This is a genomic window from Rhodococcus sp. 008, assembly GCF_001682295.1.
Classification (GTDB): domain Bacteria; phylum Actinomycetota; class Actinomycetes; order Mycobacteriales; family Mycobacteriaceae; genus Rhodococcus_F; species Rhodococcus_F qingshengii.
This window is the reverse complement of the sequence record NZ_CP012749.1, coordinates 45,581-58,243: the sequence shown is the minus strand read 5'-3', so window position 1 is coordinate 58,243 and position 12,663 is coordinate 45,581. Positions and strand designations below refer to the sequence as shown.

The 12,663-nt window shown below is 61.7% G+C and carries 14 protein-coding genes and 1 riboswitch; of the genes, 5 read left to right on the top strand and 9 right to left on the bottom strand.

The window, feature by feature from the left end; all coding sequences use genetic code 11:
- Positions 1-163 precede the first annotated feature (163 nt).
- Positions 164-613, top strand: coding sequence for a DUF3558 domain-containing protein (locus tag AOT96_RS00300; protein WP_065352728.1), 450 nt, complete (start codon positions 164-166; stop codon positions 611-613).
- 128 nt (positions 614-741) lie between these two features.
- Entirely contained in the window at positions 742-948 is a 207-nt protein-coding gene (locus AOT96_RS35980) for a hypothetical protein (RefSeq protein WP_231917370.1), read from the top strand.
- Between the two features lie 56 nt (positions 949-1,004).
- Here AOT96_RS35980 and AOT96_RS00290 read toward each other — a convergent pair whose 3' ends face one another.
- Both AOT96_RS00290 and AOT96_RS00285 read right to left on the bottom strand, forming a co-directional pair.
- Entirely contained in the window at positions 1,005-1,466 is a 462-nt protein-coding gene (locus tag AOT96_RS00290) for a 6,7-dimethyl-8-ribityllumazine synthase (RefSeq protein WP_065351159.1), read from the bottom strand.
- Positions 1,467-1,512: 46 nt separating this feature from the next.
- On the bottom strand, positions 1,513-2,025 hold the full coding sequence (locus tag AOT96_RS00285) for an Lrp/AsnC family transcriptional regulator (protein WP_003941343.1): 513 nt from the start codon (positions 2,023-2,025) through the stop codon (positions 1,513-1,515).
- A 219-nt stretch (positions 2,026-2,244) separates the two neighbouring features.
- Here AOT96_RS00285 and AOT96_RS00280 point away from each other — a divergent pair, with 219 nt between their 5' ends.
- From AOT96_RS00280 to AOT96_RS00270, 3 genes are all read left to right on the top strand, one after another.
- The gene (locus AOT96_RS00280) at positions 2,245-3,360 is read left to right on the top strand and encodes a Glu/Leu/Phe/Val family dehydrogenase (RefSeq protein ID WP_064444061.1); all 1,116 of its coding nucleotides are present in this window, start codon (positions 2,245-2,247) and stop codon (positions 3,358-3,360) included.
- Positions 3,361-3,489: 129 nt separating this feature from the next.
- Positions 3,490-4,608 carry a methyltransferase gene (locus AOT96_RS00275; protein WP_003941398.1) on the top strand — a complete coding sequence of 373 codons (1,119 nt, stop codon included), beginning with the start codon at positions 3,490-3,492 and terminating at the stop codon, positions 4,606-4,608.
- Between the two features lie 113 nt (positions 4,609-4,721).
- A complete protein-coding gene (locus tag AOT96_RS00270) occupies positions 4,722-6,089 on the top strand; it encodes an acetamidase/formamidase family protein (protein WP_065351158.1) in 1,368 nt (455 codons plus the stop codon).
- Between the two features lie 21 nt (positions 6,090-6,110).
- Here AOT96_RS00270 and AOT96_RS00265 read toward each other — a convergent pair whose 3' ends face one another.
- From AOT96_RS00265 to AOT96_RS00235, 7 genes are all read right to left on the bottom strand, one after another.
- Positions 6,111-7,457 carry a T3SS (YopN, CesT) and YbjN peptide-binding chaperone 1 gene (locus AOT96_RS00265; RefSeq protein WP_030536824.1) on the bottom strand — a complete coding sequence of 449 codons (1,347 nt, stop codon included), beginning with the start codon at positions 7,455-7,457 and terminating at the stop codon, positions 6,111-6,113.
- A gap of 212 nt (positions 7,458-7,669) precedes the next feature.
- The gene (locus AOT96_RS00260) at positions 7,670-8,152 is read right to left on the bottom strand and encodes a hypothetical protein (protein ID WP_003941346.1); all 483 of its coding nucleotides are present in this window, start codon (positions 8,150-8,152) and stop codon (positions 7,670-7,672) included.
- Between the two features lie 165 nt (positions 8,153-8,317).
- A complete protein-coding gene (locus AOT96_RS00255) occupies positions 8,318-8,875 on the bottom strand; it encodes a LysM peptidoglycan-binding domain-containing protein (protein WP_003941373.1) in 558 nt (185 codons plus the stop codon).
- A 288-nt stretch (positions 8,876-9,163) separates the two neighbouring features.
- The gene (locus tag AOT96_RS00250) at positions 9,164-9,958 is read right to left on the bottom strand and encodes an ABC transporter ATP-binding protein (RefSeq protein ID WP_064113009.1); all 795 of its coding nucleotides are present in this window, start codon (positions 9,956-9,958) and stop codon (positions 9,164-9,166) included.
- 8 nt (positions 9,959-9,966) lie between these two features.
- Positions 9,967-10,770: an ABC transporter permease gene (locus tag AOT96_RS00245; protein ID WP_003941393.1), complete on the bottom strand. Its 804-nt coding sequence runs from the start codon at positions 10,768-10,770 to the stop codon at positions 9,967-9,969.
- Complete coding sequence (locus AOT96_RS00240; RefSeq protein WP_030536827.1) at positions 10,748-11,776, bottom strand: ABC transporter substrate-binding protein; 1,029 nt, start codon at positions 11,774-11,776, stop codon at positions 10,748-10,750. Before AOT96_RS00240 ends, AOT96_RS00245 begins: the two co-directional genes overlap by 23 nt.
- Complete coding sequence (locus AOT96_RS00235) at positions 11,776-12,519, bottom strand: TenA family protein (RefSeq protein WP_065351157.1); 744 nt, start codon at positions 12,517-12,519, stop codon at positions 11,776-11,778. The genes AOT96_RS00240 and AOT96_RS00235 overlap by 1 nt, the downstream gene beginning before the upstream one ends.
- Positions 12,507-12,602: riboswitch (TPP riboswitch) on the bottom strand. It overlaps the preceding gene by 13 nt.
- Positions 12,603-12,663: the final 61 nt, after the last annotated feature.

The following is a 12,663-nucleotide window of genomic DNA, read 5'->3' as shown; positions in this document are numbered from 1 at the left end:
CCTGAACTGGGAATTTCTTGATTGCGGGAACCGATCGAGCCTCCGGTGCATCCAATACAGTGGGTCCACATCAACAGGGGGTGTCATGCGGGGGTCGGTGGGGGTTGGGCGACTGCTCATGGCTGGGGTGTTGGTGTGGGCTGCGGCAGGATGCAGCTCAGTCGTGGAGGGGGCGGCTGAGCCTGCATCCGGCCAAGAGAGTTTGTTCGATCCGTGCAAGGACATTCCGGACTCGGTTCTGGAAGAAGTGGGGCTTGATCCGGCTACCGAGGAAGTTGATATCGCGGGAGTTGAGCAGCCTGGATGGAGAATTTGCTCATGGACGGGAACGTGGTTCTTCGTGTCAGTTCTCTCCAACCGATACACCCAGATTGAAGTGACCCGAAACCCGGAATATGCGGAGTTTGTTGAAATGACTATTGGCGATCGCGCGGGTATCCGGTTCCAGCGAGGAAGCGATGCAGCAGCCGATGGGTGCTACGTGGCTTTTGCGGCAACGCAGGGTTCGGTGTGGGTAAATGTCGAAGCAAAGGCCGGGGTCACGCACCAAGAGTCGGCGTGTGAATTGGTTGCAGACGTCGCAGAACATCTCGACGGGAACCTCCCGCGGTGAGCACGGCGAGGGGGCTTGTGATTGTCGAGCCCGATGTTGCGAAACCGATTGTATGTGCTTGTAATTCGTTGCTCGACGAGCTGCGAGCGATGGTGCTCATGTGTGAGCGAATCGGAGACGTGAAGGGGATGGGAACACTCAAGTCTGGGCAGGACCTCGCCGCGAAGTTCTCCAAGAAGGCCGTCGGCGGTGAAGATTCGTTGGAGAAGTCGTTGACCAGCCACATTCAGGTGGTCACCGAGATGCGGGACTTCTTCCAGCAATGCGTCGACCGCTACGGCGAAGTCGACGACTCGAATGCCTCCGCACTGGCAAGCGTCGAGACCCCTCGATAGACACAAAAAATCTCGCTGAGCCGATGGCATTCGACTCAGCGAGACTTGGGTAACGACTAGTTGGTGGGCAGGGCCTTCAACGACTTGACGGTGGCGTCGACCGCGCGAGCAGCCTCGGTGCCCTTCTTCACGAAATGCGTGCTGAAGTAGTCGACGTGCTCGGCGTGCTCGTGGAAGTGATGCGGCGTCAAGACCACCGAGAAGACCGGAACGTCGGTGTCGAGCTGCACGCGCATCAGACCGTCGATGACAGCCGTCGCCACGAAGTCATGCCGGTAGATACCGCCGTCGACGACCAGACCTGCGGCAACGATGGCCTGGTAGCGGCCGGTCTTGGCCAACCGCCGAGCATGCAGCGGGATCTCGAAAGCTCCCGGTACCTCGAAGAAATCAACCGTGTCCTTGGGGTAGCCGAGCTCGACGATCGCGTCGGTGAATCCGTCGCGTGCACGGTCGACGATGTTGCGATGCCACGTCGCCTGAATGAACGCGATGCGCTGTCCCTGGATCTCACTCATAACCATGAAACTAGCGCACTGGGAAGCATCGACGCGACCACCCGTCCTAGTCCTGCTGACGGGGGAAGGCGGTCGAACGACCCCAGCCGGCGTCATTGGTGAGGTGCTCGAGGAGAGGCTGAATTCGATACGGAAGGGGATTGGTCAGAGCGATGGTCGTGGTCGAATGCGTGACGCCTGGAAGTGACACGATCTGCTCGGCCAACTTCTGCAGCGCCGCGTGCGTCGAGGTGGCGACGCGAACGAGCAAATCCTCGCGACCCGTTGTGGCGTGAATTTCGATCACCTCGGGCAACTCGGTCAGACTCCGAGCGACTGCGCTGATCTTGCCCTGCTCGAGTTCTAGACCGACAAATGCCTGAATCGGGATACCGACCTCGGGGAGATTGAGATTCGGCCGAAACCCGGTGAGAAGTCCGTTGGATTCCATGCGCTTCATTCGCGACTGGACGGTGTTGCGGGCGACGCCCAACGAGTTGGCCAACTCGGCCACACTCATCCTCGAGTCCTTGCTGAGCAGTCCGAGCAACTGGACGTCGAGCTTGTCGATGCTGAGCACTTTGTGAACCTCTCCTCAGTGATATGAGTCACTGGATGATCGAATTGACTAGTTCAAGAGATTTGCATTGACCAAATCGTAACTCAGGCAGAGCATTGGTTCCACGAATTGCTCAGCGGGATTCTCTTTGGGTTATTTGTCTCTAATAGTACCCAATGGCCAATTCGTCCCAATATTTCGACTGCGCCCCGTTTATCCTTCGGAAAGGTCTATCCCACAATGACTCTCACCGCCGAGCCCGTGAACTCCGTTGTTTCCCATGACGACACTGCGGGCGTGTTCGATCGCGCCGACTACCTGCGCGATTACCCCCACGAGCAGGTGAGCTTCTTCCAGGATCCCGCGAGCGGCCTCAAGGCCATCGTCGCCATCCACTCCACGACGCTCGGTCCCGCGCTCGGCGGAACGCGCTTCTACCCGTACTCCGACGAATCCGCCGCAGTCACAGACGTTTTGCGCCTCTCGCGCGGCATGACCTACAAGGCTGCGGTTGCCGGCGTCGACCTCGGCGGCGGCAAGGCTGTCATCATCGGCGACCCCGCAACGGCCAAGACCGACGAATTGCTCGGCGCCTACGCAAAATTCGTCCAGACCCTCGGCGGCCGCTACATCACCGCTGGTGATGTCGGAACCAACTCCAACGATCTTGACATCATCGGTCGTAACACCGACTTCGTCGTCGGCCGCAACGCTACGGTCGGCGGTTCCGGCGACAGCGCTCCGATGACGGCCCTCGGCGTATTCCAGTCGATGCGCGCCGCGGCACAGTCGCATTGGGGCACTCCGTCGCTCGCAGGCAAGACTGTTGGTGTCGAGGGCACAGGCAAGGTCGGCTACGAGCTGATCAAGCTTCTCCTCGCAGACGGCGCAACCGTGTTGGCGACTGACGTCAACGCCGGAGCGCTCGACCGTGTCAAGGCGGACTTCCCGCAGGTGAGCATCGTCGACAGCATCATCGACGCTGATCTCGACGTTTACGCACCGTGTGCGATGGGCGCAACACTCACCGACACGACCGCACGCTCGATCAAGGCCGAGGTTGTCTGCGGCGCTGCCAACAACCAGCTCACCGTCCCCGAGGTCGAGAACATCCTCCGCGACCGCGGCATCACCTGGACCCCTGACTACGTGGCGAACGGCGGCGGCCTCATCCAGGTCGCCGGCGAGCTGAAGGGCAACTCGGCCGAAGAGGTCAAGCTCAAGGTCGAGAAGATCTTCGACACGGTCACCGAGATCTTCGCGAAGTCGAAGAAGGACGGAATCCTCGCCGGCGAGGCTGCTGACGCGGTCGCCGAGGCTCGGATCGCCGAGGCAGCTCGCGTCGCCAAGGGCTGACATCCCTCTCGCAGTCATGTAGCGCGGCCGGTCCCGACTAGTGTGGACACCAGACGAGCAGATTTTGCAGATCTGGACCACATCAGCCGGTAGACCGGCCGCTATGCGTCGGACGCCGGAAGGGCTTACATGACTGAACAATTCGCTGTGTGGACCGAGAACGACGCCGAGCAATCGGCCCGTTGGGGTTCGACGAGCAACGCCCCGGCGCCCAAGCGCATCGTCGTCGCCGACGACACGATGAAGGCCGACGACGCCTATCGCTTGGCATGCGAAGGCACGGCGTTGTTGTGGCGCGGAGATTTTCAGAACGCTCGCCAACTGTCGAAGGCCGTCGCGTCGCGCATCGACCGCAAGCCGCGCCGAGCGTCCGACGACCCAGCCAAAGCCTTCCATCTCCACCGGCAGACCCAAGGACGCCGCGCGCAGATCCTCGGTATGCTGCTCATTCCCTTGGATGCAGATCTGTCGATTCCACTCCGGCGAGCCCCGGACGCGCAAGTAGCGTTGACCGAAGCCTTCGGGATTACCGGTGAGCCTTCGGTTCGCTCGTTGCGTGACATCCTCGGCGCGATCGGCGCTCACGAGTGGCACCGCAAAGGTGTTTTCATCGAGGCTCTCGACGCACGAGTGCATCCCGCTTTCGGAGTGTTCTCACCCGTCCGCGGGGAGTATGTCGATCTTGTCGCGTCTGCGCCACTGCCGTCGACGGAATCGGCTTTCGACATCGGCACCGGCACCGGCGTTCTTGCTGCCGTACTGGCGCAGCGCGGTGTCAAGGCAGTGACGGCCACCGACCAGGACCCCCGGGCACTGCAATGCGCTCGTAGCAACCTCTCGCGGCTTGGCTACGGCGATCAGGTGACCGTGGTGGAAGCAGACCTCTTTCCCGAAGGCACCGCTCCGTTGGTGGTCTGCAATCCTCCCTGGATTCCGGCCAAGGCCACCTCGCCCATCGAATACGCCGTCTACGACCCCGCTGGAGCGATGCTGAAGGGCTTCCTGACTGGTGTCGCAGCGCATCTGGACGACGGGGGAGAAGCGTGGCTGATCCTCTCGGACATTGCCGAACACCTCGGTCTCCGAACGCGATCCGAACTACACGACCTGATTGCGGCCGGTGGACTCACTGTTGTCGATCGCATGGACGTCAAACCGACGCACGCAAAGGTCAGTGACCGAACCGATGCGCTTCACGCTGCCCGGGCACGAGAGACGACCTCGCTCTGGCGGCTTCGCCGTCGCTGAATTCATTCTCAGTCAGCGGTATTTCCTTGCCATGAAATGGTAATGAACGAGTAACAAATCGGGTCTAGCTTTCTTCGCAGTCGCACATCGTCACGCACTCCGGAGGAATCTCGATGGAATACACTCTTGCCCGCAACGCAGCCGAAGACCTGACGAAAGGTCTTGGCCGACGCGGATTCATGAGGGCAGTCGCTGCCCTCGGTGCGGGCGTAGGAGTTGCCGGTGTGGCTTCGGGATGCGCGCACTCGAACGCGTCACCGGCTGGATCGTCCTCCTCTGCACTACCGTTCGCCGATGGCATTCCGATTCTGCAACCGGGCAGCGGAAACGTCAGTGGCGATCACTATCTGAGTTCGGATCCGTCGGACGTCATGTGGGGTTATGTGCCCAACATCCACACCCGCGAGGTGATGCGGATGAAGTCGGGCCAGACCGTCACGATCGACGCCCTCTCGCACGAGGGAATTCTCGAGGATCAAGGGCGCAATCCTCTCGAATACTTCGGTAGCAAAGGCGTTTCCGAGAAGGACGTGCTCGAGGATGCGATTGCCGTTGCGGCCGAATACAACCGAACCGAACGAAACTTCGACAAGGACGGACCGCACGTCGTCACCGGCCCGGTCTTCGTCGAAGGCGCCCAGCCTGGAGACGTACTCAAGATCGAGACTCTCGAAGCCATTCCCCGCGTGCCGTACGGCGTTGTGTCGAGCAGACACGGCAAGGGCGCTCTCGCCGTCACAGCAGACGGAACCGCTCCAGCGGGAATCACTCTGGACGAAGTCATGCCGCCGGTCGCCACAGACGGGCGCGCAACAAAGGACCCGTTGAAGTACGGCGGTGTTTCCACTTTCACGGCGATCGAAGACGGCAAGGGCGTGATGCCTTTCGGACAGTCGAAGGTGCGGTTTCCCCTGCGGCCCTTCATGGGAATGATGGGAGTTGCCTATTCCTCGGATGCCGACCCGACATCCCCGTCGTCGAACTCCATTCCTCCGACGCTGGGCGGCGGAAACATCGACATCAGGCATCTCGGTGTTGGATCAACCTTCTATTTGCCGGTCTTTGCCGAAGGCGCCCTGTTCTACGTCGGTGACCCCCACATGGCGATGGGAGACGGTGAGGCAGCGTTGACCGCGATGGAAGGATCGCTGCGCGGCACGTTCCGACTCAGCGTGTGTAAGAAGGATTCCGGTGACGCTCCATCGGTGGCTTTCGGATACCCGTTCGCCGAGACCGAGGAGGCCTGGATTCCGATCGGCCTGTCCGACCCCAACGGTTCGGTCGATGGGCAGAACAGTGACCTCAACGGCGCCATGCGGCGCGCGGTGGTCAACGCGCTCGACTTCCTCGAGCATGATCGCGGAATGGATCGAGCGACGGCCTACGCCTATCTTTCTGCCGCAGCCGATTTCACGGTCTCGCAGGTAGTCGATCGAACCGTGGGCGTCCACGGACAGATCGTCAAATCCCACTTCGAATAGCGGGAAAGGCGATCCGTGTTATCAGGACGGATCGTCGAAGAGGCTCTGTTGCAAGGGATCGGCAAACAAGCCCATCTGCTCAGGTTGCGGCTTTGCCGGCGTCTCGGTCCGAGAATTGGGCAGGACCACCAGTCGCAAAGCCCCGCGCAGACGGTCGACCATGAGTTCCCACCCGCCGACCTGATCCTCGTAGCCCGCCGCCTCTTCGGCGTCCCCGCGACTGTGGGCGTCCACAGCCTGACTACGCAGCTGAATCTGCCATTCGTTGCTGATGTGGAGGAGCTGAAGAATCAGATCGCGATCACGACCGCAGACATCGGCTACCGCGTCGAGATCCTCGGCCACATCCAGATCGAGGTGCAGCAGGGTCTCGAGTTCGGGAGGCAGGTCCTCGGCTGTCAGATCGGGCTGCAGCGAGGAGGAATCACCGCTCTTGTTCGCGAAGAAGAGGTCTCCGCCGACGCGTGCGGCGAACTCGTCGTCCACGGTACGCAGGAACGATGTCAGGGCGGCGCACGTATCGGTGAGTTGCTTGGGAACGAATGGTGAACCCGCCACCTCGAGGAACACCGACAGACGGTCGTCGATCAAGACGAACTTGATGCGCGACCACTTGCGGTTGAGATCGGCGATGACCTCGGCTGCACGGGTGCGGTTGCTGATGTCCTGAACGAGCGGCGAGAACAACTGCACGTCCATGGACTCGGAAAGTGGACCGACGAACATGACAGTCGAACCGACACGAATGGGTATGTCGCCGTCGCTGTCTCGCTCGGGAAGAGTGCCGAGCATGGGAAGCAAAGCGAGAGTGACCAACTCCTTGAGATGGTCGATGTCGTTGGGCATGTAGGCCGCGGTGGGGTCGAGGGTCGGAAGTTCTGTCGACTCGACGACCGACGGATCGAAATCCGGAGTCTGCTCGTTGCCGGTGAGATCGCTGGATAGAAAAGCCGGGTGCTGCACACCGAACACATCACGGAATGCAGCGACAGTCATCGCTGCGAGCTGATCGGCCCAGTTCTGTGCCTTGTCGACGCAGAAGGCGGGGGAGTTGTTCGGATCCTCGAGATTCTCGGAAGGCGGATTCCAGCCGAGTGCGATCAACTTTTGTTCGTCGGCATCTTCGAGTCGATAGCGTGGATGAAGGAAGTCGTTGGAAGGAACCTCGCAGCGGACTGTGTTCTTGTCCCACACGAGGAACTGAACGCATGGCGCTGCGCCGTCAGCTGGATCGAAGTCGCCGGTGGACGATTCCACGGCAAGCACGTCGCCGTCGACCATGATGGAAATGTGATCGCCGAGGCGACGTTGAAATTCTGCCCACGCCCGGTCGACACTGACATCGAGATCGAAGCCCATTGCGCTCATCAGCCACCTCCTTCCGCAAAAGCTCAGACCTATACGGTATCGCGAGGCTCCGACAATGCTGCTGTCCTTTTCCGGTCGACCGGATTGCAGCGGACCACGAACCGTGACGGCGAGGAAGGTAGTCGCAGGTAGATCGGTTATTCGAGAGCGGCGACTGAAGTGTGCCTGTAACCGCCGTCACGCCAGGCGGTGTGCGGGCGAAAGGGCGAGGGTTATCCGGCGAGAACGGGCGAGACCTCGACGACGGGCGGCGTGGACCCGGTCGTGACAACGGGGGTGGTGCTGGTCTTGGTGGTTGTGGCCGTCGCGGTCGGTGACGAGGTCGCGGTAGCCGACGCAGTTGTGGTGGATGAGACGGGTGTTGTCGTACTGGTGGCCGTCGTAGTCGAGGTGGCGGAGCTCGTGCTTGTCGCGGTCACCACAAGCGGCTGATTGCGAGGAGCGGTCGTCTCGTCGGCGATTCGCCAGGTCGGCGTCGGCGGGATGACAACCGTGGGGACTGCAACCGAGCTGTAGAACGCGGCCGGTTCGATCCCGGCGACGGACTCCACGGAAACCGACGAGACCAGAGTGGGAGGCTTCACCACAGGGCCGCCGGCACCGAATGCGCCGGCTGCTCCGCCGAAAACGAGGCCTGATGTCAGAGAAAGAGCGGCCACTGCGACAGCGCCGATCATGACTGTTCTGTCTTTCATGCACACCTGTCCTTCGGGAGCAGTACGGAAGTACTGTAGGCGAAAAGATGCCGCAATGGAGTATCAGGGTCTGCTGGGCGGGACGCGAATCTGTGTGGCGTAGAACACAAAAGGCCCTGGGTGCCGACGCGGACGTCGGCACCCAGGGCCAGGTCAAGCAGTGAATCAGGCGGGGATCGTCAGTACCTGACCGGCGTTGATGAGATCCGGGTTCGGGATGCCGTTTGCATCCGCGATGCGCTGGTACTGGTTGCCGTCACCGTAGAAACGCTCTGCGATCGCCCACAGGGTGTCGCCGCTTTCGACGGTGTAGCTCTGCGCTGCCGGAGCGGCGGGGGCAGGCTCGGGCTCGGGTGCCGGAGCGGGCTCCGGGGCAGCCTCGGCGGCCGGCGCTGCGATTGCAGTGTCCGACGACCACAGAGCATTTCCGCCGGCGGACAGAACGACGTTGCGATCGTCTTGAACCGAGAGGGAGGCACCGTCGTTGCCTGCGGTCTGCGATGCCCACACGGCGTCGGAGTCCTTGTAGATGACGAAGTTTCCGTCAGCTTGCACCTCGGCGCGGTTGGCGCCGGATCCGTTGGTGCCTGCGGCCCAAACAGCCTGTCCGCCCTCGGACAGAACCAGGTTGCCGTCGTCCTGCAAGGTGAGGGTGTATGCGCCGTTGTCGGACTTGAGTTCCTGGCCGACTCCGAGGCTCTGACCTGACTGCAGTGTGCTCACGCTGTCCCTTTCCAAATCTGTTGCGATGACTGTGCCTCCACGATTCCGCTTTACCGTCCAGTTACCTTCTGGCCGTTGGTCTCGTAGGCGACCGAGTGTACGTTACCGAAGAGTACAGAGAATTGTGCAGCGTTGACGGATTGCGTGTCGAGCGTTCGGATCTTGCTGATATTAAGGCGTTTTGGGCGAACGCGCCGCGACATCCTACGCGAAGTTGCACCGTTGCGATGCACTTTCTCTTGAACGGCAGGTGAAATCGGCGCGCTCTCAGCGCATTGTCAGTAACCGCTAGGGCTGTAGCGACTTGCGAGTCTCGTCGTGGAGTACGGCAAGCAGCTCACGCTCGACGTCGGCGAACTCGGGCGAGGTGATCATGTCCAGTTCGCGTGGCCTCGGCAAGGGAACGTCGACGACGCACCTGACCGTTGCCGGCCTCGCCGACAGAACGACCACGCGATCGGACAGATAGATCGCTTCACGAATATCGTGGGTGATCATCAGCACGGTCCACCGGTACTGCTGCCACACGTCTTGTAGCCAGGCCTGCATCTCGGTGCGGGTCAACGAGTCCAGTGCGCCGAACGGCTCGTCGAGCAGCAGGACAGGTTTGCCCTGAACAACGGTGCGCAGCATCGCCGCTCGCTGGCGCATGCCGCCGGACAGTTGTGACGGCCGGGCGTCCTCGAATCCGGACAGTCCGAACGCCGGGAACAACTCGCGAGCGCGCTCGCGTGCTTCCTTCTTGCCGACTCCCTGCACTTCCAAACCGAGGGCCGTGTTGTCCAATACCGAACGCCAAGGGAACAGAAGATCCTTCTGCGGCATGTACGCGGTATGCACCTCGGTGGCTGGTTCGGATTCCGTTGCGCGCGTGCCCACACGGACCGAACCCGCGGTCGGGGATTCGAGCCCGGCCAGGACGTTGAAGATCGTGCTCTTGCCGCAGCCGCTCGGCCCGATCACCGACACGAATTCGCCCGCGTCGGCGCCAAAGGACACCGAATCGAGCACGAGACGCGATTCTCCGGCCGTGTCGAACCTCTTGGTCAGGTCCTGGATTTCGACCATTGCATCCTCGACCATCGGGTCAGTCATGTCCGCGACCTTTCGTTCATCGCCCATGGTGCAACGATGCGCTCGATGGCGAACGTCAGCAAGTACAGCGTGACGCTGATCAACGCGGTCACCAGTACGGCCGCCAACACCAGGTCGGTGCGGAAGGAGTTCTTCTGGGTGCTCATGTAGATACCCAAACCGGAAGTAGCGCCGACGTATTCGGAGAACACCGCACCCACGACCGCATACGTGATGCCGATGCGCAGGGCAGTGAAGAATCGCGGAATTGCCGAAGGAAGGCGAACGTATCGGAACTCCTGCCAGCGAGTGCTGCCCATACTGCGCAGGAGAGCGCCCGCTTCCCGGTCGGCCGCGGCAAATCCCTCGATGAGTCCGATGGTCATGGGGAAGAACGTCGCAAGGGCGATCACCAACACCTTCGGCAACAACCCGAAGCCGAACCAGATGATCATCAGCGGCGCGATGGCGATGATCGGCAGCGTCTGCGAGACGACGAAAAGTGGTACCAGCGCGCGTGACAACCACGGCGAAAAGTCCACGACCACGGCAAGAATCCAGGCCAACACCAATGAAACAGTGAAGCCGACCAACGTGACCTGCAATGTCGACCAGGCGTGGCCGGAGATGATCTCGCGGTTGTCCCACCCCTGGGACAGAACGCGCCCCGGAGACGGAAGTACTTGCGGCCGAATCCCACTGATCTCGACGTAGATCTGCCACGCCGCCACGAGGAGCACCACCACGGCGAGCGCGGGAAGCGCCCGCCGCATGGTCGAGACCAACCGTCCGCTCACGTCAGGACGCGTCGAGATACTCATTGGTGAAGTACTCCGACCAGTCCGGCTTCTGGGTCAACGGCTTCCCGTCGGGTCCGGCGAGCAATCCGTTCTCGAAGAGGAATCCCGAGTAGCCCGACCAGGTTTCGAGATTCTGGGCGCCCACAACGCCGTTGGCGTCTTTCATGTAGTCGGCGGCGAGCATCCGCTGACTCTCACGCACGAGGTCTTCGTCGGTGAATGCTCCGGGGTTCGCGTCGATGAGATCCTGCGCGGCCTGGTCCGGGTTGTCGGCAGCAGTCTGATATCCGCGTTGAACGGCTTTGACGAACTTGCGTGCCTCGTCGGGATGGTCCTTCAACCACTGCTGGTTGCCGTTGATCACGATCGAATACGCATCGGGGAAGCCGTAATCGGTGTACTGGAAGTACCGCATCGGAGTTCCGTTTCGCTCCGCTTCGAGGCCTTCCCAAGCAAAGTAGGAGACGGTGAAGTCTGCCTGGCCCGAGTACACGGCTTCGTACGCGGAAGTTCCGAGCGTGACCGTCGTGAAGTTCCCGGTCCCGCCGTCGTTGCGGATGATCTGCTGCAGCGTTTCGACTTCGCCGGGATCACCGAACCCGGCGTACGTCTTCCCGTCGAGATCACGTGGGCGCGTGATGTCCGCACGATCCGCCTTCACGCCGATGCCGGTGGCGCGGTGCTGAAGTGGCGCGATGACGGACGTCGTGGCGGCGCCGGCTGCACGGGCGAACGTGGCCTGACTCTGTGTGCTGATGCCGAACTCCGCGTTGCCGGCATCGACCAGGGTGTCGGGCGAGGTGTTGTTGTACGGCAGGATCGAGACGTCCAGGCCGGCGTCCTCGAAGTAGCCCTCTTGGAGTGCTACGTACAAACCGGTGTGGTTCGTGTTCGGTGTCCAGTCGAGTGCGAACCGAATGGTCCCGTCGGAAGAGCCGGTGTCAGAGGCGCATCCGGTCAGAACTGTGAACGCGGCTGCGATCGCGGCAGACGTGGCAAGCGTGCGGCGCAGCGCCGCAAACGACATCACGACGCCGGCCAAGGCTGCTGGTGGAGTGCGGAATCCCAGAACATCAGCTCATAGCGGCTGGCGATGCGGAATGCTTCACTCATCGCCTCACGCTCTGTCTCGGTGACAGCTTCGGCCGCAGCATCGACCAGTACGCGGGCCTGCGCCACCGACTCGTGGAATTCGGGTGCGTCGTAGGTCGTGACCCACTGTGCGTACGGATGCGACGGATCGGCGTCGAGTACCTCGCGCGCTGAAGCGGCAAGATCGCGGCCGACCTCGGCGTAGATCCAGAAGCAGGGGAGTACTGCCGCTGCGGAGACCGGGTAAGGCGCAGTTGCTGCAGTCGCCGTCAGATACGAGACGTATCCCAGGCAGGCCTGCGAATGCTCGAGCCTTCCCGATCCCGCTGGAAGAATTCCACCGGTGAGAAGTCCGTCGTGAAGCGCAGATTCCACTGTCGCTGCCGTGGACGCGGAATTCGACCAGAAGCCCGCGGACTGCGGATCCGGGGCATGGGCCGCGACCAGGGACAACGCTTTCGAATACCCCTCAAGATAAAGCTTGTCTTGCTCGATGTACGTGCGGAACGCGTCGAGAGGCAAGGTTCCGTCGCCGAGGCGGCGGAGGAACTCCAGTGAGTCGATCGACTCGCGGAGGGCCTTCGTCTCGGCCCAGAGTCGATCTGTGAACCGATCCGTCGACGGCGCTGTGGCCACCGAGTTTTCGGCAGAATTGTATGCAGGCTGCGTAGTAGCCATGACATCCCTTCGTCAGCATTACCTGATCAGGTTCCCGGGTGTGTTCTCAGCCCCGCCCATGCGGAGCACCCCGTGTCAGAACTAGGCGACCTTAACACCGAGGGGTTGCGTACTCGGCGCACACCCGTCCGAGATTGGTAGGTT

Coding starts and splice junctions, on each gene's coding strand:
- AOT96_RS35980 (WP_231917370.1), top strand. CDS start 742: ATGGGAACACTCAAGTCTGGGCAGGACCTCGCCGCGAAGTTCTCCAAG.
- AOT96_RS00290 (WP_065351159.1), bottom strand. CDS start 1,466: ATGAGTGAGATCCAGGGACAGCGCATCGCGTTCATTCAGGCGACGTGG.
- AOT96_RS00280 (WP_064444061.1), top strand. CDS start 2,245: ATGACTCTCACCGCCGAGCCCGTGAACTCCGTTGTTTCCCATGACGAC.
- AOT96_RS00275 (WP_003941398.1), top strand. CDS start 3,490: ATGACTGAACAATTCGCTGTGTGGACCGAGAACGACGCCGAGCAATCG.
- AOT96_RS00270 (WP_065351158.1), top strand. CDS start 4,722: ATGGAATACACTCTTGCCCGCAACGCAGCCGAAGACCTGACGAAAGGT.
- AOT96_RS00265 (WP_030536824.1), bottom strand. CDS start 7,457: ATGAGCGCAATGGGCTTCGATCTCGATGTCAGTGTCGACCGGGCGTGG.
- AOT96_RS00260 (WP_003941346.1), bottom strand. CDS start 8,152: ATGAAAGACAGAACAGTCATGATCGGCGCTGTCGCAGTGGCCGCTCTT.
- AOT96_RS00250 (WP_064113009.1), bottom strand. CDS start 9,958: ATGGTCGAGGATGCAATGGTCGAAATCCAGGACCTGACCAAGAGGTTC.
- AOT96_RS00245 (WP_003941393.1), bottom strand. CDS start 10,770: ATGAGTATCTCGACGCGTCCTGACGTGAGCGGACGGTTGGTCTCGACC.
- AOT96_RS00240 (WP_030536827.1), bottom strand. CDS start 11,776: ATGTCGTTTGCGGCGCTGCGCCGCACGCTTGCCACGTCTGCCGCGATC.
- AOT96_RS00235 (WP_065351157.1), bottom strand. CDS start 12,519: ATGGCTACTACGCAGCCTGCATACAATTCTGCCGAAAACTCGGTGGCC.